Annotated in this window: 18 protein-coding genes and 1 pseudogene; 2 read left to right on the forward strand and 17 right to left on the reverse strand. The window is 59.6% G+C overall.

Going from position 1 to position 23576, the window contains the following annotated elements; translation table 11 throughout:
* Window positions 1–233 (reverse strand): transposase (locus FEV53_RS14540; RefSeq protein ID WP_185962223.1); only part of this gene is annotated, 233 nt, incomplete at its 3' end.
* A gap of 57 nt (window positions 234–290) precedes the next feature.
* Here FEV53_RS14540 and FEV53_RS14545 point away from each other — a divergent pair.
* Window positions 291–527: pseudogene (locus FEV53_RS14545) on the forward strand (integrase core domain-containing protein); the annotation flags it as partial.
* Window positions 528–784: 257 nt separating this feature from the next.
* On the opposite strand, the gene FEV53_RS14550 reads toward FEV53_RS14545, so the two are convergent.
* Genes FEV53_RS14550 through FEV53_RS14570 form a run of 5 tightly spaced genes read right to left on the reverse strand, consistent with a single transcriptional unit; the run spans window position 785 to window position 14055 of the window.
* On the reverse strand, window positions 785–4720 hold the full coding sequence (locus FEV53_RS14550) for an eCIS core domain-containing protein (RefSeq protein WP_221931623.1): 3936 nt from the start codon (window positions 4718–4720) through the stop codon (window positions 785–787).
* A gap of 2 nt (window positions 4721–4722) precedes the next feature.
* Complete coding sequence (locus tag FEV53_RS14555; RefSeq protein WP_142835541.1) at window positions 4723–6699, reverse strand: eCIS core domain-containing protein; 1977 nt, start codon at window positions 6697–6699, stop codon at window positions 4723–4725.
* A 7-nt stretch (window positions 6700–6706) separates the two neighbouring features.
* The gene (locus FEV53_RS14560) at window positions 6707–9988 is read right to left on the reverse strand and encodes a DUF6519 domain-containing protein (protein ID WP_142835542.1); all 3282 of its coding nucleotides are present in this window, start codon (window positions 9986–9988) and stop codon (window positions 6707–6709) included.
* Window positions 9989–10012: 24 nt separating this feature from the next.
* Window positions 10013–11647 (reverse strand): hypothetical protein, encoded by a 1635-nt coding sequence (locus FEV53_RS14565; protein WP_142835543.1) that lies wholly within the window; start codon window positions 11645–11647, stop codon window positions 10013–10015.
* Complete coding sequence (locus FEV53_RS14570) at window positions 11644–14055, reverse strand: baseplate J/gp47 family protein (protein WP_221931624.1); 2412 nt, start codon at window positions 14053–14055, stop codon at window positions 11644–11646. The genes FEV53_RS14565 and FEV53_RS14570 overlap by 4 nt, the downstream gene beginning before the upstream one ends.
* A gap of 189 nt (window positions 14056–14244) precedes the next feature.
* Here FEV53_RS14570 and FEV53_RS20935 point away from each other — a divergent pair, with 189 nt between their 5' ends.
* Window positions 14245–14679, forward strand: coding sequence for a hypothetical protein (locus FEV53_RS20935; protein ID WP_185962226.1), 435 nt, complete (start codon window positions 14245–14247; stop codon window positions 14677–14679).
* On the opposite strand, the gene FEV53_RS14575 is transcribed toward FEV53_RS20935, so the two are convergent.
* The 11 genes from FEV53_RS14575 to FEV53_RS14625 are packed head-to-tail and all read right to left on the reverse strand — an operon-like array spanning window position 14625 to window position 23563.
* Window positions 14625–15884 carry a hypothetical protein gene (locus tag FEV53_RS14575; protein WP_142835545.1) on the reverse strand — a complete coding sequence of 420 codons (1260 nt, stop codon included), beginning with the start codon at window positions 15882–15884 and terminating at the stop codon, window positions 14625–14627. The genes FEV53_RS20935 and FEV53_RS14575 overlap by 55 nt on opposite strands.
* 6 nt (window positions 15885–15890) lie before the next feature.
* Window positions 15891–16286: a GPW/gp25 family protein gene (locus FEV53_RS14580; RefSeq protein ID WP_142835546.1), complete on the reverse strand. Its 396-nt coding sequence runs from the start codon at window positions 16284–16286 to the stop codon at window positions 15891–15893.
* A gap of 3 nt (window positions 16287–16289) precedes the next feature.
* On the reverse strand, window positions 16290–17120 hold the full coding sequence (locus FEV53_RS14585) for a phage baseplate assembly protein V (RefSeq protein ID WP_142835547.1): 831 nt from the start codon (window positions 17118–17120) through the stop codon (window positions 16290–16292).
* A gap of 10 nt (window positions 17121–17130) precedes the next feature.
* Window positions 17131–18318, reverse strand: a complete 1188-nt coding sequence (locus tag FEV53_RS14590) for a phage late control D family protein (RefSeq protein WP_142835548.1) — start codon at window positions 18316–18318, stop codon at window positions 17131–17133.
* A complete protein-coding gene (locus FEV53_RS14595; protein ID WP_142835549.1) occupies window positions 18315–18629 on the reverse strand; it encodes a LysM peptidoglycan-binding domain-containing protein in 315 nt (104 codons plus the stop codon). Before FEV53_RS14595 ends, FEV53_RS14590 begins: the two co-directional genes overlap by 4 nt.
* Before the next feature lies 1 nt (window position 18630).
* Entirely contained in the window at window positions 18631–19266 is a 636-nt protein-coding gene (locus FEV53_RS14600) for a hypothetical protein (protein WP_142835550.1), read from the reverse strand.
* Window positions 19266–19493 carry a hypothetical protein gene (locus FEV53_RS14605; RefSeq protein WP_142835551.1) on the reverse strand — a complete coding sequence of 76 codons (228 nt, stop codon included), beginning with the start codon at window positions 19491–19493 and terminating at the stop codon, window positions 19266–19268. The genes FEV53_RS14600 and FEV53_RS14605 overlap by 1 nt, the downstream gene beginning before the upstream one ends.
* Window positions 19490–20878: an ATP-binding protein gene (locus FEV53_RS14610; protein WP_142835552.1), complete on the reverse strand. Its 1389-nt coding sequence runs from the start codon at window positions 20876–20878 to the stop codon at window positions 19490–19492. Before FEV53_RS14610 ends, FEV53_RS14605 begins: the two co-directional genes overlap by 4 nt.
* Window positions 20878–21879: a Pvc16 family protein gene (locus FEV53_RS14615; protein ID WP_185962227.1), complete on the reverse strand. Its 1002-nt coding sequence runs from the start codon at window positions 21877–21879 to the stop codon at window positions 20878–20880. Before FEV53_RS14615 ends, FEV53_RS14610 begins: the two co-directional genes overlap by 1 nt.
* Before the next feature lie 2 nt (window positions 21880–21881).
* Entirely contained in the window at window positions 21882–22781 is a 900-nt protein-coding gene (locus FEV53_RS20940; protein WP_185962228.1) for a hypothetical protein, read from the reverse strand.
* Window positions 22778–23563: a hypothetical protein gene (locus tag FEV53_RS14625; RefSeq protein WP_142835555.1), complete on the reverse strand. Its 786-nt coding sequence runs from the start codon at window positions 23561–23563 to the stop codon at window positions 22778–22780. Before FEV53_RS14625 ends, FEV53_RS20940 begins: the two co-directional genes overlap by 4 nt.
* Between the last annotated feature and the right edge of the window lie 13 nt (window positions 23564–23576).

The following is a 23576-nucleotide window of genomic DNA, read 5'->3' on the forward strand; positions in this document are numbered from 1 at the left end:
CTGAGCACGACACGCACGGTCAGACAGGCCGAGACCGCCAGGTCCGAATACCGCCGCCGCGCACCGCGCTTGCCAGAGAGCGGTGAGATCCAGCCGGCCATCGCATCCTCGCTGAGCCAGACCGTCACATCACCGCGCCGGCGGAGGCTCTCGTTATAGTCGGCCCAGTTCGTGACCCGGTACTTTGCCTTCGCAAACTTGTCCCGTCGTGATGCGTTGTGCTTGAAAGGCATCCCGTTGTCCCGTCGCTACATCTATCGGCCAGCTACGCAGTCAGATGGTTTCGTGCAACAAGGTCCATCGAACCTGGATCGCCTTGGGAGAACGGATACTGCGAAAGCTTCAACGCCCGTTTCCGCGACGAGTTCCTGAATGGCGAAACCTTCTACAGCCTGCGAGAAGCCCAAGTTCTGATCGAACAATGGAGGAAACACTACAACACGAAACGACCACACAGCGCATTAGGCTACCGCCCACCGGCCCCGGAAACCGTCGTCACGATGGACCGGAGGCCCGTCATGCACTAACAATCAAATTGGACCACTCAAGTGGGGCTGATCAAATCCCCTCACTCAATTTGTGCGACAAGGCCCCTTGGGAGCATGAGCAGTTTTTCACTTGGGCGATACACACCCTTTGAAATCGATTACTATTTGGTTTGCCTGCTTTTACGCTAAAGGCATATCAATGGGGCAGGCTGAAAAAAGGCCAAAAAGTTTCCGACGGGACTCCAAAAGTTCCATTTGGACCTATGCAATCCTCGCGAGGATGAATTTTGGAATGCTTAGATCGGGAAAAAGCCGTCTGTAATCGTGCCCAGATCCGCAGTTGTTTGCGAGGATTTTACCCGCGCTGCAATCCGTGCAAGCGCCGCCACCCCTTTCTTTCCGCTGCCCGGATTTGCGCTTTCGTTAGCGTGTTCTACCGCGGGCAATTCCTTTTTCCCATAAAGAATAAACAAGCTATTTTGGCGCTCAGCAATTTTTTTGCGCAGCTTCTTCCGTATGCCCTTGTTCACCGCACTGACCGACGATTTCGTGATCTCAGCCCGAGTTTTCTTTTGGATGCCCTTGGTTACGATTTCAGCCGACAGAGCATCAGTGAAATTCTCTGTTGCGTGAGATTTGACCTGATCTTTTAAGGGGCCGGGAGACGTTTTCATCGTCGGGTCCTGGTTCACCGTATAGCCCACGATCGTCGACCCACCAGCGCTTTTGCTGTACGCCTTGCCGGTGCTCAATTTTGCCTCAGCAATAGCATTGGTGATGCGTGTTTCGATATCCATTTTCGCGTTGGGCGACCGGAGCCGTGATGTGTTTCTGGATGTTACCTTTGCGATGCGCGGGTCTGACAGAATTTTTTTGAGGGCAGTGCTATCCAGAAATGTGCCCAGCGTCCACGCGGTTGAAGATCTCATTTCCGAATGCATTGGATTATGATCCGCTTCGAGCTGGTTCTTGGCTGTTTTGATGCCGGACAGATTGCCATACGCGCCTGTCGCCCCTTCGTCGGCGATGAAATTGGCCGCAGCTGTTTTCTTAAACCCTTGGATGCCTGTTTGTCGAATAAGGTTGACCGACTTTGCGCTGAAATTCCGGGGCTTGTTCATATCTGCCAGTTTCAGCTCGGTATGGGCCAAGTGGTTCACATTGTTCAAACCCCGGTTCACGTTGACCCAAAGGTTTTTACTGGTTTTCTCGTATTTTCCGTAATAGCTTCGGGTTTGGTCCGTTTTCAGCTTGATTTGCTTTTCAAGCAACCCAGCGACCTTGGGGATCGGGTTATTGTCCGTTCCATCGAAGAGCTTGGTGATCTCGGCGGCGCGTTCGCCATCTTTGGCCGCCATCTTGTTGTTGTACTTTGCATGAATGGCAATCGCCGGGAAATCCGCCGTTGCGTGTTTTGCCGAGTAAAGGGACGCGCGCCCGAAAACGGCTTTGGCGGCATCCCCTTTGGCGTTCGGACCTGGTTTGACGGGCTTGAAGTAGATTGCCGTGCTTGTGTTCTTGGTTTTCGAATTTTTGATGCCGTCTTGTAGCGCTTGCAAACTTGATCTGTTGGGGTTGTGGTCCAGTTCAAGGTGGCTGACATCCCCACCCTTGAATTCTCCCTTGGCGCTAGACAGGTCGGAATACAAACCGGCCTGCCCCTCGAATTCTGTTGCCGGGTCGGCAAACCGAAAAAGACCCGCCCCTTTCGACGTGTCGACATGGCGGTTGTTTTCCAGTTTTATCCCATACTGGTCCAGATCAATTTTAGCCTTGCCCAGTTGATCCTTAAGCTCCTTGATCTGCTTGGTCATCGGCTTTTTCTTGCTTTCGAGCTGGATATCATCCGCCTCGTCGTCGGCCTTGGTGGTCTGGGTGTCAAACTTCAGAATAAATTCAAGGACATCCTTCAGTTCTTCGCCCTCGATGTTCTTCTTGAATCGGGTGCCTTCCGTTTTTTGGCGCTTGCGTTCCTTTTCGCTGAGGGTCGTTTTTGACGCAACAAAGGTTTCCGCTACCTTCCCCATCTTTTTTCCAAACAACCTGTGGGTCGTGGCTCCAACCTTGAACTCAACGCTGGGAAGCTTGCGCTTTTTGTTGACCTTCCCGATGATTTTAGACAGGTACTTCTTGCCCTTCTTCACCAGGAATTTCAGCAGCTTGTCGATAGCCTTGTCCACAGGCTTGCGCAGCTTTTTCATGATGCTCTGTATCTTGCGGGTGATGCCGCTGACCGGGATGATGGCCGCAAGGAATGCAAGGATCAGCGGTACCGTGCGGACCAGCGAATCTTCGACCTTGGCCGCGGCAGCGGACACATTGCCCTTGGCGATCTGGAAGAGCGAACTGAATACCGATTTGACGAAGTCGATGATTTGCTGCATGCGTTCGATCAGCATGACAACAAAGTTGTAGATCGTCAGTATCACCTTAATCACTGCGCCCACGGGGTTGGTCAGGCCCGCCAACCAGCTTAGCGCACCCTTGAGTACAGTTTCGAACAGGAACGTGGTCAGGCCGCCAATAATGGTGCTGGTCAAGCTCTCGATCATCGACACCATCTTCTTCCAGATTCCCATAACCCCCTTGGTCAATAACAGCTTAAGGACGTCGACTGACTTCTCCAGAAGCGACACTTTCTTTTCGCCGTTTGCCCCCAGCCGTTTCACTAGCTTTTTGCGGATATGAACCCAAGTCAGGCGCAGCACCTGAAACACGATCGACAGGATGCCCTTGAGGTCCAGCTTCTCGGGCAGCTGGATGTCAATTCCGTCAAGTGCGCCAAAGATGAATCCAAGGATACCCTTCTTCAAGTGCTTTGCAAAATTGTCAAAGAACCGTCCAAATCCCTGGCCGATGGCCTTGAACAGATTCTTGGCAAATCCCAGCGGATCCTTGAGGATCAGCCCTATCGCCTGACCGGCAGATTTCAGAACGCCCCAGACCTTCTCCGCCCAGGGTCCGGCCAGCGCTAGTGCGCCTCGGATGATAAACTCCTGAACCTTTTCCTTTACCTTCAGCACAAAGACCATAATGTCCCGCAGCAGGGGCGCAAACGCGGGCTTGATGGATTTGACCGGAGACCAGATAGAGAACATCGATTTCGCATTGGAAATCGTTCGTTTTACACGGTCCCACGTCAGGTTCAATTTGGTGAGTTGTCCTTTGACCCAGTCATAGGCTTTTTGCAGGGCGCGGGTTTCCTTCAGCCGATCGGCCAACAACGTGCCAAAGGGGATCAGGCCCAGTAGACCATAGATAAGGTTTTCGGCGTTTTGCTGGACTGGCTCCAGGGTGATCGGGTCTTTGCCGATCAGGTATCCAACAAGCGTGTACCCCGGCACATGGCGCGCATATTTCGCAATTTTCTCGAGGATCGCGTCTCCCAGAAAGCGGTTGACCGCCGGTCCGTGGCGCGTCGGTTTGACGGTGGTCTTCTGCTGGTGTTTTTGCTGGCGTCGCCGGTGTCCGGTTTGTTGCAACACATGAGTCAGCTCATGTGCCATCAGGCGGCGGTCCTCGGCGCGTTCACCGTCGCCCAGCCAGATATCGCGCCCAAAGGCAAAGGCGCGCGCGCCGATGGCGGCGGCGGTGTCGCGGTCGGTGGGGCGGTCGTGCAAGCGCACGTCGGAAAAATCGGTGCCAAACCGTGGCTCCAGATTGGCGCGCACGGCATCGGGCAGGGTGCGGCCCGGACCCGGATGGGTGATGGCCTCTTCCACGGCGGTGGGGGCGGCGCCACCTTCGGGGCCGACAACAGGCACCACAGCGCGTCGCAGCGGGGTGGCCGTTGGATCACCGGAGCCGCCCGACGGTTCACCACTCTCGATCTCTTTCAGCTCTTCGGCGTCCAGTGCCTCGGTCTGGACGTCTTCCCCCTTTGTCAGCTCAATGTCCTGCTGCTCCTCGGGAATGGCGGGGGTTTCGTTCAGTGCGTCGGCGTTGGGTTGATTCAACTGCGGTTTGCGCCGCAGCGTGGCCGCACCGGGCGCGGTCTGCCGGGCGGTCACCTGGGGCGAGGACATGGACAGCACGCGGTCGGCGACCGCGTCGGCCTCTTTCTCGGCGGGGTCATTTGCCGCGCCAACCTCAAGCTTGGTCTGGACTGCGCGCGGGATCTGCATCATCGCGGCGATACTGTCGGCGGTCCCCTTTGCCACGCGGCGCACGGTCCGGGCGGGGGCTGGTTTGACGCTTGGATTGCGCTGAGATCTTAGCTTTGCCTCACCCATGGTCATTTCACCGGCACGATTAAATTCGATGGCGGGTAGAGTGGCCAGATCTTGGTTTCCAACGGACTGTATTTTGGACTGCGTGCCCGTGCCCCGGCGGCATACTCCCTTAGCGCCTGCTTGAGCTTCCCCAATACGTTCTTGCTCATTCGCTCGGGGTGCTGATCCAGCCAGATCAGCCTTGGATCGGCCGGGTCGTTCATATTCAGCGCCAGCATCACGGTGTGATACCCGGTGACCACCGACATGCCGAAGAAATAGACCCCCGGCTGCGTTTTGTACCGCACGACCAGATCGGCCATCGACTTGTCCGGGTCCGTGTCAAACGTAGTGCCGCCGACCTTCTGATTGAACACCATCGGCGACCCGGCGCGTCCCAGTTCCTGCATGGTTTCCATGATTGTCATCACATGTTTCAGGTCCTTGCCGGGAGCGGCCTTGTCCTTGCGCTTGACCTCCGAGATGACCTTGTCCTTGGTTTGCAGGCCATAAAGTTCTCCTAGGCCCATGTAGCAGGCGGTCATGCAGTGTTTGCCACTTTGGTTGATATAGGCCAGCGCCAACTGGTCGACCGTTTCCTGCGGGAACGCAGCCGGAAAGCGTTTGAGCATGTTCATGGCCCGGGTGAACCCGTCCTTGTCCGCCTTTTCCAGCGCGATCTGGTTCTTCTCAAGCGCCGTTCGCAGCAGGGCCAGAATGTCCTGCCCTTCCGGTTGGCCCGACAAGACCGAGACCTGCACATTGGTCATCCACCCCAACATGTCCATAGACAGGGTCCCCGCGGCAGCATCGGCGGAGTTGAGGTGCGAGCGGATCAGGGGCAGGGCTTCGGATGCGTTGGTCATGGCCTTGACCACCAATTTTAGACCAAGACTATTGGGCGATTTTTCCACCTGCGCCCGTTCCTCGGCGGTCAGGGCGGTCTGGGGCTGGGACTTGACTGCCTGTTTCGACAGGGCATCGATCCATTCCGGTTGGAACCCCTCGGCCCACAGCCCGGCCATCGGCGCGTTAACGATAGGCGGTCCGCCACTATGCGGCAGAATCATCGGCAAAGGCAGGCGCAGGCCCGCACGCCAGATCGGCATGGCGGGGGGGGCCAGGTAAGACTTGTGATGAAACAGAAGGGCCTTGGCCAACCCGGTCGGCGTGCGTATCTCGGGGTTGATATCGTCGCGTTGTTTCCGGGTCAGATCCTGCGCGGCGTCGTTCCAATACTTCACCAATCGCGTTGCGATACTGATCATCGTGTCGCCCTCGCGCACGATGACATTCATGCGACGGCGTGATCCATCTCTCAGCAATCCGCCTTCTACGCTGGGATGCCCGTGTTTTGCAATGCGCGGTTTCGGTGTGGCCGGCTCTTTGGGTTTGCATTGTACACGGCGGTGCCCGGCCCTTTGCTGTTGCACCGTATGCACCAGTTCGTGCGCCAGAAGTCGTGCGCCGGGAGCCGTATCGGGGCGGTACTCCCCTGCGGCAAAACCAATCTTTTGCCCGACGGTGACGGCACGCGCTCCCAGCCGGTCCGACAGGGCCTGCGCCCGGCTCGACGTGTCGATTTTCACCGTGTCCAACGACGCCCCCAACACGCCAGCAAAGCGTGACTTTTGGGCAAAGGGCAGGGCGGTCCCTGGCCCCATCGTGCGGGCTGCGGCGGGCGCGGCGACGGGGGCGACGCTGCGGCCAGAGGCCCCGCCGGAGGCGTCCTTGGGGTGGGCTGTCGCGGTGGGCGCCTTGGCAGCAGACACGCTTGGAGTGTCAGGTGCACCGGTTACCGCTTTGACGGCGATGGTGTCCGCCTCGGTCTCCTGTGATTTCGCTTCGGGGGGCAATTTAACGGGGGCGGCGCGCGCGGATTTCAGCGTGTCCTCGACCCGTGCCCGTGCATTGATAACGCCGGGAAGCGGCGGTCGCGCGCCTTCGGCCTGATCCCGCCTTCTGGACCGGCGGCGGCGTCTGCGGGTCACGCGGGCCATGACCGACCTACTGTCCCAACAGCTTTGCGGCCGACAATCGTGCGTCGGTCAGCCTGGCCTTGGTTTCAGCGGCACCGTCTGAAATCGCGGTTAGCTTGGCGCTGTCCAGCGTGCTGAGCTCGGCAATGGTCACGATGCCATGAGCGCTCAGCAGCTTGAAGATTTCAGAGTCCACCTCGGCCAGCGCAGTAACAGGCCGTTCCTCACGCAACGTTCGAATTGCAGTATCCGTTTCAGCATCGAGCAAAGCGAACTCTTTGCGGGCGCGTGTCACGTCATCGGTGGCCGCGGCCAATTTTGTTATCGTGTCCTGCAACAGGGCGGTCTTTTCCGAAATCTGCGCGTCCAGTCCCTTCATCTGGGTTTCCAGCATTGCAATCCGTCCTGCGATAGCGTCGGTTTTGTTATCCATCTGGCTATGACCGGCACTCACGGCGGTTATTGCGGCGGATTTCGCCAAGGCTCTTTCAACCGATCTACTCTTGGCAGTCGGGTAGACGTATTTTCCCGGCTGGCGTTCGACGATCACATAGCCAACGGCCTGGTCGCCCTTGGTCAGCATGACAACGCGGTCACCGGGGCCGACCCGATCCTGCAATCCCAGCCTTTCGTCAATGCTGGTCCCGCCCAAATTGGCCAACAGGTCCCGAGCCTCATCTTTTTGCACGTCGATATAATCTTCCACGTCAATGCCATTGCCTTCCAGAACCTCGGCGGCGGCTTCAAGGCTCATGCCATAAATGTCATAGTACTTCCGGTAAGTATTGTCGGCTACCGGACCTTTGGCGACCGTGGCCTCTGGCAGTATCCAAGGCTGGTAATCCAACATCGCGCCCTGGCCGCTGTTGTCCTGCTCACGCGGGCAACAGATGCTCTTGAGTGTGGAGAGCGGTACAGTGTAATCTTCGCCGACAAAGGTCTGGGAGATCATGGTCTCGAACATCTCGCGGAAATGATAGACCATGCTGCGTGGCGTCATGGCCTGCCTCCGGCAGGTCAGCATGCAGACTGAGAACACATCGCGAACATCCCCGTTGTCCATTTTCAGGTCAATCGACGCCAAGGGCACTCTAGGTTCCGCCTCTTCCGGGCACTCAGGCCATATCGCCCAGCATTTGCACGCATTGACGAATTCTTCGCTCTGGCCGATCAGCAGGTTTATCAGCGCGGCAATTTGGTTGCCGCGCTGTTGTTCCAGCGCGGTTCCGCCGAACCCGTCCAGCATATAGGTCGTGATCACCCTATCCATGCGTTCGCGCATGGTTTTTGTATCTTCTGCAGAATAGGCCTTGGAATAGGCATCGGCCAGTTGCATGATCGTTTCGTAGTTCGAGTCGTACTCGCTCTGCCTAAGCGCCATCCCGCCATTGGCCCAGGCGCCGCTGACCGACATGTTTAACGCATAGCCGAAGGTCTGGGCGCTTTTCTCGGGCAGTTTGGCAACCGTCTCATCAAAGATATTCGGGCTACGTGCGGCTTCACAATTGGCGATCTCGGTCTTAAAGGTCGGGTTGGCCTCAACGAATTCCTCGGCCAGGCCAATCACCAAGTTGGTAGTGGTCCCGTTGAAGCGCTCGATGCCAAGGCAATAGGATCCTTCGTTGTTTGATTGTCTTGCCTCCTCGGTCAAGCGGATTTTTCCCACGGGAAACGTTTTGGTTTTAGACCAGTCCGCTGTGACGAAATCGCCGCGCTGATCCAGATAAGTACCGGGGGTGACTGAAATGGTCGTGTTGTCGACCAGCCTAACTTTGAGGCCACAGGTCACGCCCCAATCCAGCACGAATTTCATCCATGACCGGTCGCTGCCGAAATCGGCATCGCACAGTTCTGTCAGCGCCTCATGTACGGTGTCAGCGCTGCCAAATAGATCGCGGCAGGGGTTGTCGAACCTGATCTGGGTGGCATTCAGCCCACACAGCCTGTCGAGCGCCTGCTGGACATTCTTGGCGCCGTCACCATTCGGCGGCCCGTAGATATCTGCGCAGTTGTTGGTGAAACTGACGTGATCGGCGGGCAGGTCCGACAGCACCGGAAAGCTGACGGAGCGGCGTTCGGCGTCTGTCAGCGGTAAGGGTTTGCCGTTGTCGATATGAAATAGCAGGGCGTAATGGTGCTCAATCCCCAAAGGGAGTTTGCTCACGACATGTATGCGGTTGTCGTCGGTGGCGTCATGGTGGGCATTGGTGCGCAACTCGATCAGCCAATAGTCTCCCACAATCGCGTGAGCATCCTCGAAGTCGATATCGACGCGGAAGAAATCAAAGGCGATACCGGGGCGGCCATTTTTCGTGTCACCCTTGTTCCGACCCAAGGTGGGTCCGGCCGGACCATCAATTTCATAGCGGCAGTGCCCGTCCCAACGTCGAACGTGACCCCGTGCATGAGATTTGTTAATGGCAGCCAGAAAGTCGGGTGTGGCGCGTGTGGACGGATCGGCAAAGACGCCCTTATGACTTTCTGTTGTGATGTCGAAATGCTCGTACACAAAGGTGCCATCCCCGAATCCATCTGGTAGGGCGTCAAGCGCAGCAATCTCGGCGGCGTTTTCCGATGACCAGGCCAAGGTGATGGCATTGGGATTCTGTGCCAAGCCTTCGACATCGACGATCTCGATCCGAAGCAGGCTGTTGGTCACCGTGTTTTCCACAGGGATTTGTGTCGCGCAAGGATCGCAGTCGTTTCCGGTGTCAGAATTGTCCAGATCGCTGACGGCCAGACGCCCGGAGCCGATGCGAGGAAACGCGCCTGACCCGTTGGCGATGCTGTCGGCGGCACCGGCCGGGGCGAGCTTGATCTGGGTCATCGTTTTGGTGCGGAACGCGGTTGCCGCGCCGTGCAGAGCGACCTCAGTCATGCGCCCATCTTCCAACGGATGAACTGTGCGGTGCCAGATATCCGCGTAAACGATCAGCGGTTCGTTTGCGTCGACGCCGGGCGGGTCGGGGAAATCGACCTGTGATTTCAACAGATCCAGCGGGTTGGCAGCGCTGTGGGTCTTGCCGTTGACATCCCGAACAGTGCCGCGGACGCCGTCGGCATACACGATTCCCTGTTTCAGAAACGGATGGTGTACGGTTCCGCCATTTGCGTGCTGGATGCCGACGCAACCACCCTTGGCTGGAACGCCGTCGAGAATGGTGTCATTGCCCATCTGCTCGACCCGCAAACGGGCCAGCGCGGTGCTTTCGTTAAGGTCGCTGTCAGTGATCATGGCGCCCTGGTTGTGGTACAAGCCGGAATAGCCCTTGGCGGGGTTATGGCTGATCCTCGAAATCTGTCCTTTCATGGCATCATCTCCAATCTTATCCGGTTATTTCGGCGTCGGCGGTGCCAGCGCCAGCATCGGGTCATGTGTCAGTTGAAGTTCCTGCCCCAGCGGCAGTTGATCGGTCAGCTTGCGTTCCAGCGCGATCAGCCGGGCGGCATAGCCGCGGTCGTGATAAGTGCCCATCTCCATTCCATCCTCGGAACCCTTGCGGATTTCGACGTCGGCGGAATGATCAAGTACCCCGCAGCCCGGTTCGCCGAACTTGGCTTCTCGGACCGCGCAACTGCCCGGTGTCCCAAAGGGACGGCGCACAAAACGGGCCGGGCGCACGGTGTTCGATAGCGCGCGCGCAAACAGGCAGTGCTCCGGGTCGAGCTGCGGCTGCACACGGGAAAACCGTACACAGGATCCGTCATCAAAGCAGGTGGGATCGTCCAGTTTGCCAACGAACAGGCAGTCCGAAGCCCAGATGCGGCCCAAGAGGGTGGATTCCATCACCGTGACATATTCCAGCTTGGCAAATCCAGCCGGGCCGCTCAGTCGGTTGAACAGGCAATTGCGCGCGGTCAGGGCGACGGCATCCGGGGCTGTGGATTGTTCGACCAAAACGCGCTCCACGGCACAATCGCGCAGGCTCAGCTCGGCACCGGTCCTCACACGGATGGTGTCAAGGAAATTTAGGTCGTGCAGGTGGACATTCATCCCGGATTGCAGGCTCCGACCGCCAGAAATGGTCAATCGGTCAGGAGCGTCATCGGGATTAAGGTTCAAGATGTGATAAACCTCGCGCGGACCAATCACGACCGGATCAATTCCCAAGTCCATCTGTGCTTGCACCCAGCTTTTCACCGTCTGTGAGCTGGGCGCTACCTGTTTCAGTCCAGGCTCAAAAAATCCCGACTGCGGTTGGACGTATACGCGGACCCGGCGTGGCATCGCGCCAGGCGGGGTGCGTCCGGTGCGGCGGATGTCGGGCGTCGTGACCGAGCGATCGTCATAGGCGCCCGGAAAACACGGCACACCACCAGGGTTGCGCAGGACCCAGTTGATGTTCTCGTCAATTGCGTGGCCATTGACATCGCGTGACAGCAGCCGAAAGCTTTGCAGATCGCCGGTATCCGTGTCGGTGCGTACGGCACGCGACGTGAACCGTGGGTCGGGCGTGCCTTGGGGAGCCATCGCCAACAGATCCCGCCCCGCCTGGGGGGTCAGCGAAAACGGCGGCAGGCCCAGCCGAGGCGTCAGCGCCACGCGTTTCCAGCCTTCGACGACCACTGTTTCCGCATCGGCCATTACGTCGGCCACATCGTCGGTCACGCCCAGTGTGCCTTTGCCCTTGGACCAATCAACGGTGTTCTTCAATTCTGCCCGGCGGATAGCGCCGGTACCGTCCAGATCGGGCGAAAGCAGGTGGGTGCCCAGAAGGTCCGCCAGATAAGGCAGCAGCCAAACCTGACTGGCGGCGCCGGTGTCCGTGGGCTCTGCAAACCCATCGGCATAAGCCTGATCCAGTGTTGCACGGAACAGGTCAAGCAGGTCGCCGAACCCGTGCAGATAGGCCTCAAGATCGCCCAACTCAGCTGCGGTGCCAGTGTCGCGATAGCGGTACTCCTCGGGAAGGTGCCGATAGAGCAGTTGACCAGTGCGCGTTTTCAGGGCGTCCTTTGAATGGGTCATTGTGTCAGCCCCGTGATGGTCAGTGTGATGTCGCTCAGGGCGGCCAACAGGCACACCTGCGTCGCACGCGGATAGACGGCGCGCAGCGCACCGGTCCGAGATTTGAAAAGCTGGTCAGGGGTGGTTGTTGTGCCCGCCTTGACGGCAATGGTCGCTTGGGCGGTTTCAACCCCACTGACCTGCTCCAAGGTGGCCAGCACTTTGGCCACATAAAACGCCTGTCCCAGCTGCCGATTCTTCAGGGCGAAGGCGTTTATCAGTGCGGCTTCGGCTGCTTCGCGGATGTCCTGTTCGAGGTAACGTGTGGTGTCGATCCGGAGCGTTGCGTCGATGGTCATGGGCAATTGGGAGAAGCCTTGGAATTCCAGCGTCGTGCCGGGCAAGGCTTTGTCGGCGACAAAGGTCTTTAACGTCTTGGTCAGGGCGGTATCCAGCGGCGCGCCATTGGCGGGCACGACGGTGATGCGCACCAGTTCGGCCCGACCGGGGCGCACCACCTGTTCCGCGCGGGCATCCCAGACCGAGGCATGGCGGCGCGTGAGGCGGGTGAAATCTTGCAGGCTGACAGCGCGGTTGTTGGCCGCAATCGAGGCTCCGGCATTTTGGCGGATGGTGTCGGTTTCTTCGCGATCGGCCCCACCCGTTGCGGCAAAGGGTTGGACGATGCCGTCGACATGCGGGTGCTTGGATTTCGGTTTTGTAATCGCCCGCGGTCCGATAGCATTGCCAACGGCCCCATGCCCGACGCGGTATCTGGACACGCGGATGTTGTTGCGCCCCGATGGCAGCCGGCGGCGGAACACTATGTCCAATGTGCCGTCCTCGCATGGACGCACCGAATAGCGCGGGGTATCCTCGGCGGTTGCATCGGTCAGATCGGCATGGTCCCAAGGGTCCCCATCTACCGTGACCGTTATGTCCGGGCGCACTCCGGTTGATGTGGTGGGGTCGGGGGAAAAGCTGACGCCCTTGACGTCAAACGGCAGCGTCTGGCGCGGTTTCTCCCCATTGCCACTGCCCAGCGTTTTTCCGGGCTTGGTTTCGCCATGACCAATGGGGGCGGTGTTAAAGCGGAAAACGGTCCAGCCGGTGACGAACTTACCAAAATCAGACGAATTACCGGAGAAGCGAACCTCGACCTGGTCCCGTTCTCCCTTATCAACCTCAGTAAACTTCGAGACAGCATTAACAGCATCAACCGTTGCAAGAACAGAGCCATTGCCCGTTTCCCGCATGTCTTCGATGATGACCTGACGGCCCTGCCGGATCAAGGCTTTTGCAGCCTCCGATTGCACGAGCAGGACAATCTTGCCCTCATCATCCAGGATCGGATCCATATTCCGGTCGTGATCACGGGGGCGGATCACTTGGGTCATGGGTCCGAAAAACGTCGTCTTTTCATGCGGGTGCGTGATTTTGGAATTGAAATGCACCCAATATTGATTCTTGTCCTTGCGTACCCCGCGAACGCGCAACGCGGCCAGTTCTCCATCGGGGTAATGGGCCACAAAATAGCTCCCTTCGGTCAGCAACTTGGGCGGTTTGCCCAAGAATCCCACTGTGGCCGAGGGGTTGGAGAGAATCGCCGACACCTTGGGCGGATAGTCCGCGCCCGTGACGGACACAAAATCCGCTTCCAGATTCAATGCCCCGGCGTAGGTGGTGCTGACCGGGGCGCGAAAGCGAAGGGCAAAAATACCTTCCGCCGCAAACACCGCGCCGGTTTCAACCGAGCTGGGGGCGACAAAGTTGGTCTTGTCCATCAATTCGACAGACACGGTACCACCCGCGTTGAAAAAGATTTTATCCACGTTAAGGGCTGTGTCGACATAGCCCGGTTTGAAATCGTAAGGGATCAGCGGGCGTAGCGCGTCGACATCCTTGTGGATGACGCCAAGGTCCACTCCAATCCGGTTTTCAACAACGGCGGCAATGACTGCGACGACGGTTTCGTCGGGGCGGCGCACTTCGACAAGGTTTCCTGGAGTGAACCGTCCGGGTTCATCGACCGTCACAAAGGTGACCGTTCCAAAAGATACCGGGATGCCCGTCGCGGTTTGGTCGGGCGCGTACCACATGTCCGCATAGCCTTTGCGCCATGTGCCGTCGGGATCGGTTTCCGTCGCGATTTTCAGGAAATCCGGATTGGGCGTGGTGCGCGTCTTGTTGATCCGCAGTCCCTTGGCGCTGGGTTCTGTTAGCTTGCCAGGGACAAGAGCGACCACATCACCGGGAGCAGGTGGTTTTTTTCCGCTCAGTGCCCACTCCGTCAGAGTGTTGGCGTGAAACAAATTGCGGTTCACGTTCCACCTGCGCTGCCGCACGGCGTTCAGATCCGGGTGGCAGATCAAATCGGACAGGGTTTCAAATACCAGCGGCGCACCACCTCCGGCGGGTGGTGCGGACATGCCCAGACCTGCGTGTATCGTCTGGGTGCCGACACCGGGTTTTAGCAGGAGTGCGACATCTGCGAAGGCGCTGGCACCGGGGACGGGGGCATAGTTCACCATCTGGCCAAGTTTGTGCAGGGAGTCCCACTGAGTCGCGGTGCCGAGGTAGCTTTCGTTCATGTAGGCGTCGGTATAGCCCGCCAGAACATGAGTGGCGCGCGCAAAGGCACGCATGATTTCAGCGGCGTAGTCATCGGACTGCGCGTTATAATTACGGACCAGACGCCTGTTGCGGGTGGCGCGATTTTCAGTGTCTGCGGCCAGACCCCGCGCCAGATCGGTCCAGTCCATTGCCTTGGTATAGCCGTCCCAGACCCCTGCATCGGGCATCGGGTGATCGGCATCGCGCAGCAGGTGGAACCAGAAATCAGCGTCTCGCCCGGGCGCGTCATCCGGAACGCCACGCAGGAATTTGGCGATCAGCGCGGCGCGCAGACGTTCCAGGAAAACGGCGGCGTTGCCGTCGACATAATCGAACTTGGCCAATCCGGCGCGGTTCCAGCGGGTCAGATCGCGGGGCTCATGGGTCATCCGGTTTCCCCCCCTATTACGGCGATGTCGAACAGCCCGCGCTGTGGCTGACCGGGGATGTTTTGGCAGATGGCAACCTCGTCCGGACCAATGGCAATCACGCCGCTGTCTGCCTGATCGGAGAAATCGCGTCCCAGCCGTTTGAAGCGGTTCAGACAAGCGGTTTCGACACCGTCGACAAGCATCGCCGCCTCGATGATATCCGAGGCATATATATCTTCGCCAAATCCCAGATTGCCCGGTTCGAACAAACCGCCCTCGTCGGCGGAGAAGACCTGCGCCAGCCCATCGCGCACTTCAGATCGGAAATATCCATCGCACGCCTGGACCGACAGCCAGAAGGTGATGGGCGCCCGCCGCGCATTTTCCAAGAATACCTCGGATCCGATCATACGGTAATGCCCGATCAGGATCTGCAGAATGTGGCGCGTGGTCAGGGTCTCCAAATCGATCGGCAAGGGAAGGCCTTCGGCGATGTGGTAGTCCTGAATCGCCTCCCACAATGACGGAGACACAGTGTTGGGCCCGCCACCGGGGGCGGCTGGTTTGCTGTCGTCATTCAACAATGCATCCAACGCGCGAGCATCATCCAGCAATACGGAAATCAAAATCGAATTCCACGCGCCAGTCCAGACCAACCGTGCTTTTGCCCGTTCAACGAGAGGGTGTTCAAGCAACCGGTCTGCGTGGTCGGTCAGGCTGACCATGCGCTTCTGCTCACCAATCCGGCGCGGACCTTCGGCGCGGGCATGCTCCATGTACACTGGCTGGTGCGCCCACAGCCGTTCCAATCGCTCGGTGTCCGTTTCGGGCGTGCCTCCCGGGGGCATGGGCAGCGGTGGCAGGATATCCAGAATATCCGGGTCAATCCGCGCGACGGCATCATAGCCGATCAGCGACAACAGGCGGCGCACGCTTTCGGGGCGGCGTGCAGTGGTCAGAAAATGTTCATTATAAACGATGTCCAGCGTGTGCGACAGCCGATCAATGGCGGCCGCCAACGCCTCAATGATCACCACCTCGAGATCGGCCGGGGTCCAGCGGCGGCGGTCGGGAAAGCGATGGGCCAGTTCCTCCATCATAAACATGCGGAAACTGTCATAATCGCGCACAAGCCAATCGAAATCATCGTCGATCTCAGGCAGAGATGACGGCAGATCGACCCGCCGTTCGCCGCAATCGCCGCATTGTTCCTTGTCACCCGGCTCGGCGGCGAAGGCTTTGAACGTCAGCGTTTTTGTCGGAGCATGGGCCATGAGCGATCACACCAGAAATTCGTGGTGTTCCTCCTTGTGCAAGGCAGCGATGACATAGGAAATCTGTACCAGTAACTGTTCGGGCTTGTCCGGGGACATGCCGACATCGACCTTGAGCGTCTTGGGGTCAACTTCGCCGGCCAATGCCTCGGCCAGCGATGCCATCAGACGGTTGCGGGCGATTTCCCACACCTGCGCGCGGTTGGGTTCGAACACGAACCTCCGCGCACCAAAGCCATATTCGGGGCGGAACACCCGTTCACCGGGCGAGGTGAACAGCACCTGCTCGACCTGATCGCGAATATGGCGCAAGCGCGACACCCGTTCGGCCCCGTTCATCCCGATACGAAACGGGTAGCCCATGAAGCTTTGGGCGGGCATGCGGGTTTCGCGCCGGCTCATTTCTCAGGCTCCCGTTGTTGCGGTTGTCATCACACCGGGCGTCAGCGGGGACAGTGGCGGGCCGGACGGAGCACCCGGCGCGGTGCAATTGTGCGTGTGCGAATTGAACACCGCCATAAAGCTATGTCCCTTGATCAGTGGCTCAGCGCTGCCGGTGCCGAGCACGACTGAGGACCCGCTGAGCGTGATCTTCGTGGCCGACACCTCTACCCCGCCGGAACTGGTGGTTATGCTGTTCCCGTTGCCGTCACTTGCCTCGATCCCCGTGGACGACATGACGATCGAGTTGCCGTTGGCATCCTCTACCGTAAGGGTGCCTGCGCTGGCATCCAGCACGACTGTGCCCCCATCGCTGCCGGTCAGCGAAATGGACCCTTCGTGGCTCATCTCGACAACGGCGTCCGCGCTGCTGTGCAGGGTGATCTTCGGCTCGCCTTCATCATCTTCGAAGGCAAGGAAATGCCCGGCTTCGGTTTTGAGTATCTTAGTCGTAGGCGTAGTTCCCTCGGCACGCTCGGCCGGCACCTCATCTTCCTTGCGCCAGAAGGTGCCTGTCCAAATGGGTGAGGACACATCGCCCTCAAGGAATTCAACCACCACCTGCGCATCAACAGGCGGAACCGTCAGCATTCCGAAATCCGGCCCACCACCATAGGGCATACAGGGCAGCGCCCAGTCGCTGGGTTCCGCGCCCAGCACGCTGGGAATTGTCAGCTTTATCCGTCCCCGGCGCTCGGGGTCTTTGTTGTCGACAACGAAGGCGCGGTATTTCCCATAGTATGTCTTGTCCTGACGGGTCAGGATGTTTTCGAGGATTTTCAGATCGTCTGGCATATCATCCTCCTCAGAACAGGCCCGTCAGGGCAGATGCCACGGATTTCAGGGGGCCAGATGACCCGGCAATGGCCGCAGCCAGCCCGCCATCTTCGCCGGTTGCGTTGCGCATCAGTTCGAATTGTTGGCGGTATCCTTGTTCGGTGAACTGGTGCGTGACCTTGTCGGTGTAGTATAGCCCGCCATAGCGAACGCCGGTGCCGTCGACGGGCACCAATGCGCCGGGGCGCAGCACGTGGCCATAAAGCGATCCATCCAACTCACCATTGGCACGTAGCTTGAAAGCGGCCTCATCCGCCATCGCCTGAGCCCGCTGGGCCGTGGCCTCGGGCGGCTCATCGCCGCTGCGGGACAAGCGGGCTACGAAACGCTGGCCCAGACCCGAGCCCTCTTGTGCGGCGGGGGTGCTGCCCAGCGAGGGGACGGCCGGTTCGAGTGTTTCGGTTTCGGGGGTCGCACCATCGGTGACAGGCGCGACCTCATAGGTGACGGCATCGGGTTTCATGCCGTCATCCTCGATCCCGAAGGACAGGCAGTTGGTCGCCCGGCCCGCATAGACCATAATCGGGGCCTGCGCCTCGCCCTCAAGTCGCTTGGGGCCGAAATAGACGGCGCCGGGGGTGAAGAGCAGTTCGTACCCATTGGCAGCGGCACGGTCGCGCAGGAACGGCAGCGCGGGACCATCCTGAGAGAGGGAGCGCGCCTTCTGACCATCGCCACTTTCGGGGTCGGGGGTGATGCCGGTGCCTTCGGTCAGTTCGGACAGGATCATCAGATCGGTGGTGTCGACATCTGAACCCCAGACCTTGCGCATGTGATCGCGCTCCAACAAGGCGCTTTCGTCCAGAATGGACAGCTCCAGCGTTACCTCGCCCCCCGAGGCGGGGAAATTTGGTTTGAGCCCGGTGATATAACCACGCAAGATTTCCTCTTGGTACAAGCTAAAATCGACAGTCAGGCGGATGGGTTGCCAGCGATAGAACAGCCCACTATCGGCGACCATAAACGTCCCGTCTTCGGTACGGCGATCCTCGAATATGATTGTGGCGGCAGCAGCGTCGGTACGGCTGGTTGCGATCTCGATGGATTTGACTAGCGCGTTCAGTGGACCAGGGTTGGTGCGATCCTCTCCCAGTTCGATCAGGCAGGCCGCAGGTTCGCGGGTGGGCGGGTTAAGCAGATTGGACAGGCGGCTCATTTCTGCTCCTCCTCTCGGCGCGGTATCAGCACCACTGCCCCCAGACGCTCGCGGCCGTCCTCTTCGCGCAGCTCATCGACCCATAGCAGGTCCTCGGCAAACAGAGCGGTGGGGTTGGCTTCGGAAAGCCGGGTCCAGTTGCGCGGGTTGCGATAATAATTCTGGCTGAGTGCATCTAGGCGATCCTTGAGCGCGACCGTGTGCTCCAGCACCGGTGTCGCGGCAGGGATTGTGCGCGGTTTTAAGCCTTTGAACGCGTCCCCTGCAAACCGGGGCAAAGCACTATACCGAGAGCCTTTATGAAACACCATCTCAAAATCCTCCGAAGCCCTGCACCGCATTCAGTGCAGTCATGGCGGTTTGCCGGATCTTGTCGGCGGTGAAGAAGGGGTTGGCGCTTTCGATCACTTGCAGCGACAACTGCATTTCTGCGCGGTAGGGCGACAGGTTGGGCAGGTGCAGCACCTCTTTTTGGGTGACACCGGTCAGAAACACAGCGAGGTTTTGCAATCCCCAGTGAAAGATCAGGATGCTGGCGGTTTCGTCCCGTTCAAACGCGCGTTCAGCCCCGCCCACTGACAGGCTGGCCAGTGTCCTCACGCCGGTTGGACCTTGGACTTTGGGCTCGAGCATCGACCGCAGCGTGTCGATTTGCGGCTGGACTCCAAATTCCGAGGCGATCTTGTCGCCCTCGTTCATCTTGTCTGTGGCGTCCAGCAGGATGTCGATGGAAAATGCCTCGGCCTGCATTTCGACGCCTTGGGCCACACGTGGTGTTTCCAACGGAGACAGAAAATCGTAACCGCCCCGGCTGCCCGGCGCGTCGCCGGTCTTGATTGTTATGGTACGGGACCGGGAAATCTGTTGAGGATTGAAATCGAACACCAGCGCCAGTGGGGGCAGCGACAGCCCGTACTCAATCAACATGCCCCTTTGCATCACGCCCATCAGTTGTGACCTCCGGGTTTGGGCGGCAGCGTCTGCGCTGCCATCAGCCCGAATTGCGAGGGTGTCTGGCCGGTGTCCGTTAGGGTGATCGTCGGCTGCGCATCGGCCAGCCCGCCGCGATCATGGGCACCGTCTACCATCCGCTCAACCAGTTGCCGCGCGGCATGGGGGGCGATCCCGGCCATGCGGGAGGGTAACACGATGCGCAGTTTGTGAATGTGGGTCATCGGTGCTCTTCCTCGGGCAGGTGATCGGCCAGCACTCCAATTTCGGACCGTCGCACACTGCGTGATTCCTTGTTCAGCTCGCGCCAGCACGCGCGTGCAATATGGGTTAATCCTATGTCGGAGCCATCTTTTGCGGCAAGGACGGCGGCGTAGATGGCGGCGTTGTGAATGCCGCCGCCCGACAGGGGTGCGGCTTCGCCCAAGACGGAGATGTCCACGCTGGCGTCGCGTGGTGCGGCGGGTGGCAACAGGCGGTCCCAGAGGTCGGCGCGCATATGCGCATCGGGGGGCGGGAAATCAACAACCACCTGGAACCGGCGCAGAAAGGCCGCGTCGATATTGCCGCGCAGGTTTGTGGTCAGGATCACGGGGCCGTCATGGCGTTCGAACCGCGACAGCATGTGGCTCACCTCAAGGTTGGCATAGCGGTCGCGCGCGTCGGATATGTCGCCACGTTTGCCCAAGAGTCCATCAGCCTCATCAATCTGTAGCACAGCGTTGACGCCATGCAGCGCGTCCAGCAATGCGTTGAGGTTCTTCTCGGTCTCGCCCACGTATTTTGACACGATCCGACCAAGGTCCAGACGGTATAGCGCCCAAGGAGTGCCTGTGGTGTTCCCCAGCTCATGTGTCAGCACGCTGGCAGCAAAGCTTTTGCCGACGCCGGATGGCCCAGCGAGAAGGGCCATCGGTCCCCCCACATGACGCGCACCCCAAGCGCCGAAAACGGTGCCGCGAGCGGAAATCCACGCCTCGAATTCCTTCAGACGAGCGGTCACGTGATCCGGCAACACCAGAGCGTCCCAGCCATCCGGGCAAGGCACCGGATCGGCACCGGGCGGTGGTCCGGGGTCGGTGGGGCGGTCCAGCAGTATACGCCCGGCACGGGCGCTGGCCCGCACGGTTAGCGTATCGCCAGCGCGTTCCACCCGCAGCAGCCCGCTCGTTATCAGAGGTGCAGTAGGGGACAGGCGTGACATCAGCACCGACACGTCGGCGGCGCTGTCCATCATCATCAATTCTTGGACCAGGGGCAGACCGGGCCATGGTCTGTTAATCACAGGTTGCAGCGCCTGAATGCGAGGTCCCAGGGCGGGTGTCGCCTCAGGGGCCAGCGCGGCGGCCAGGATGTCGAGGTCAAACGGGGTCAGCGCGTTTAGTTCAGCCGCAGTTAGCAGTCCGCGAAGAGCCACCCAAGCGCCGGTCTCCCGCGCCACCTGCATCGCGGTCTGAACCTCAGCGAAACCATCTTCGAAGCCGTCTGGCAAGGGATAGCCGCCGCGCAGGGCCTCGGTCAGGGTGATCAGCGCGGCCACGCGCTGCCATTCGGCCTCAAGCGTCGGCGAGGCCGCAGCGGTGTCAAGGTTCAGGGGCCCATCTTTCATCACGGCCCCCCGTCGATTGTCAGGGTCAGCGTGTTCCCGACGCGCTGAGGTTCGAGCGGTACACCGGCATCATCGGCGGGGCGCATTTCGATGATCAGCAGCTTGCCGCCAGTGCAGTTCAGAGTTGTCGTCCAATTGGCTGCCGGATCAGCCAGCGATGGCGTTTTCAGCACCGGTTTACGCGTCTGGCGGCGGATCTCGGCTCTGCCGCCGTCCTGTACAATAAAGGTGATGTGCGCCTTGGCCTCTGGCTGGCCGGCCAGCACGAATTCAACCGGGCCATTGACAGGCAGAAGGTCCAGCTCATCGGTGGGACCGTCCGGGCCAACTACAAGTATGCGGGGAAGATGCACCCGGTCGACATAGGTTTGCTTTTTCGGAGCCGACGAAAACTCCATATCATAGGGCACAGAAATATCTGCGGCATGATCCATGCTAGGTTCTACCTGCACGATGGCACTCTCGACCCAGCCTGCCGGGGTCGGCGCGATTTCCGGGTCAACCGGGATAAGGGCAAATTCATAGGCTGCCGACATGCGGTACCCCAGGTCAGATCCTTGGGTCGTCCAGATATGATTCAACTCCTCCATGTTGGGCGCCTGCAGAATGGCCTGAATGCGATAGGCGGTGCCGGTCGCACCCAGTGGAGTTTGCAGGATTGGGCCAACGGGGTTTTCGTGGAAGAACCGCACCACCTCACCCAGTATCCGCAGGGCAGGGTAATCCTCGGCATTATTTTGCTGAGTCGACCTCGGAAATGGCGTCAGCAAGGCAAAAACCCTCAGAAATAGCGGGTCATCCATTGTTTGCGCGGTGTGCACTGCCGATGGCGCAATACGATAGAAGAACACGTTCAGGTAATGGTGGTTGGGCGCGCGGTCTGCGGTTTTCTGGGCGGCCGACGGGGTGTCGACCACGACTTTGATATCTGTCAGCGCGGTCTCGATCGTTTCCGAGATGCGATCGGCAGCCATGGCGAGAGATGAGTTTGCAAGTGCCATACTCAGACCCTCCGCAAATGGCGAGACGCCAGGAGTGCGGCGGCGCCAGATAATCGCTGTGCCGTTGTTGAGCCAACAGAATTGCTGGGGCTGGCAATAACCACGTCGATCTGGTCGATCACCACCTTGGGTCGTTCCGAAGTGACGTTGATTGGTGCGACCGGCGGGGCGATGGTATCGGGCGCGCCATGTTGGCCCATATCGGCCCCGGGCATGAAGGGAGCTGCAGGTGCCAGTAATTCGGCACGGTGAGCCATGGCCAGGTTGGCAGACCTTTCGTGGCGCAATTCGGGTAGAGGTTGATCTTCGGGTGGGGCAGGGGCACGGGATGACTGTACGGCCTCTCCTTCCTCTGCGCGCCGAGCTTGGACAGCTTCCTCTTCTTGATGCCATTGGGGTTGTGCCGCGTCTTCCTCTTCCTCCCGACGGGGCCGTGCCGCCTCTTCTTCCTCCTGCCGTCGGGGCTGTGCCATATCTTCTTGCTCTTCGCGTCGTGTTTGGACAGCTTCCTCTTCTTCATACCGCTGGGGTTGTGCCGCATCTTCATCGTCCGCACGACGGGCTTGAAGGGCCTCTTCGTCCTCTTGACGCATCGGCTGCGCGGCCTCTTCCTCTTCTTCGCGGCGCAAGGGGGCGGAGACTTGCTTTTCGTCTGCGACCCGGCGCAGGGGGCGCGCCGGCCCTCCTTCGTCGCTGGCTTGCACCTGCTTTTCCTGGGGTTGGGCCTGAACCGGTTCTTCCTCCTTGATCCGGCGGGGGCGAACGGGGTCTTCTTCCTCCATCCGGTGCAGAGCAGCGCCTAGGACACCGAATCCGGAGCTCAAGCCACGATCTTTGGGGCTGATCACGCGGTCGGCCAGAAGGCTTTCCATGCGGGTGAGCATGCGGAACAGAAGGCTCATCGAATGCGCTCCTGCGTGGTGATCATGCGAACGTAGGTCTGGCGGCGTCTGCTGGGCATCGACAGGATGTCGGCCTCGTGCCAGCGGTAGCTGCGGCCCAGAAGGTGCACCTCACGCAGAACCGCCGTTTCGCCGGGAAAGGCATAGCGCATTGGGTCAATCCGCGCGGTCTGCGTCGCTCCACAGTCGGGGCAAGTCAGCGTCACACAGTCCGAGCAATCGGGTGCTGCAGCGTCCAGTGCTGCGTCAATGGCATCCAGATCAGCGGCATCGAGATCGCTCAGGTCACCGTCCAGCAGGCAGGCTGATAACAGATGCTCAAGGGCAGCGAGGCCGGTGAGGCCGCGGTCGGCCAGCGCTTCTTCGTGAAAACCGTTGGGCAGCTCGAACCGCAGGTGTCTACCCGATACGCGTATTTCGGCGACTGGAAAACTGCCCCCGGGATCAGTTCGGGGCAGGGCCGACAGGTCCAGCACCATGTCGATACCCACGTCGCAGCCAAGGCATTTCAGATCGTACCAATCCTCTGCAGGCCGACACAAAGCGGCGAGTTGCTGCAACAGCCATTCGCGCGTGCCCATTGACAACGACCTGATCAAGCCCTGAGTGGACGGTTGTCCATCCACATGAGACAGCATCGCCGCGAGCAGCGCCGTCACGCGATGTGGGCGTGCACTGGTGTCGTTGACCGCCTCTCCGACGGCCAGCTCGACCACCCCTGTCTGGCGGGCAAGGGACCACGCCGGCCAGGCGGTGGGATATGTGACAGGATCACGGGGCATATGCGTCTATCGT

It is taken from the genome of Palleronia caenipelagi (assembly GCF_007004065.1).
GTDB classification, from domain to species: domain Bacteria; phylum Pseudomonadota; class Alphaproteobacteria; order Rhodobacterales; family Rhodobacteraceae; genus Palleronia; species Palleronia caenipelagi.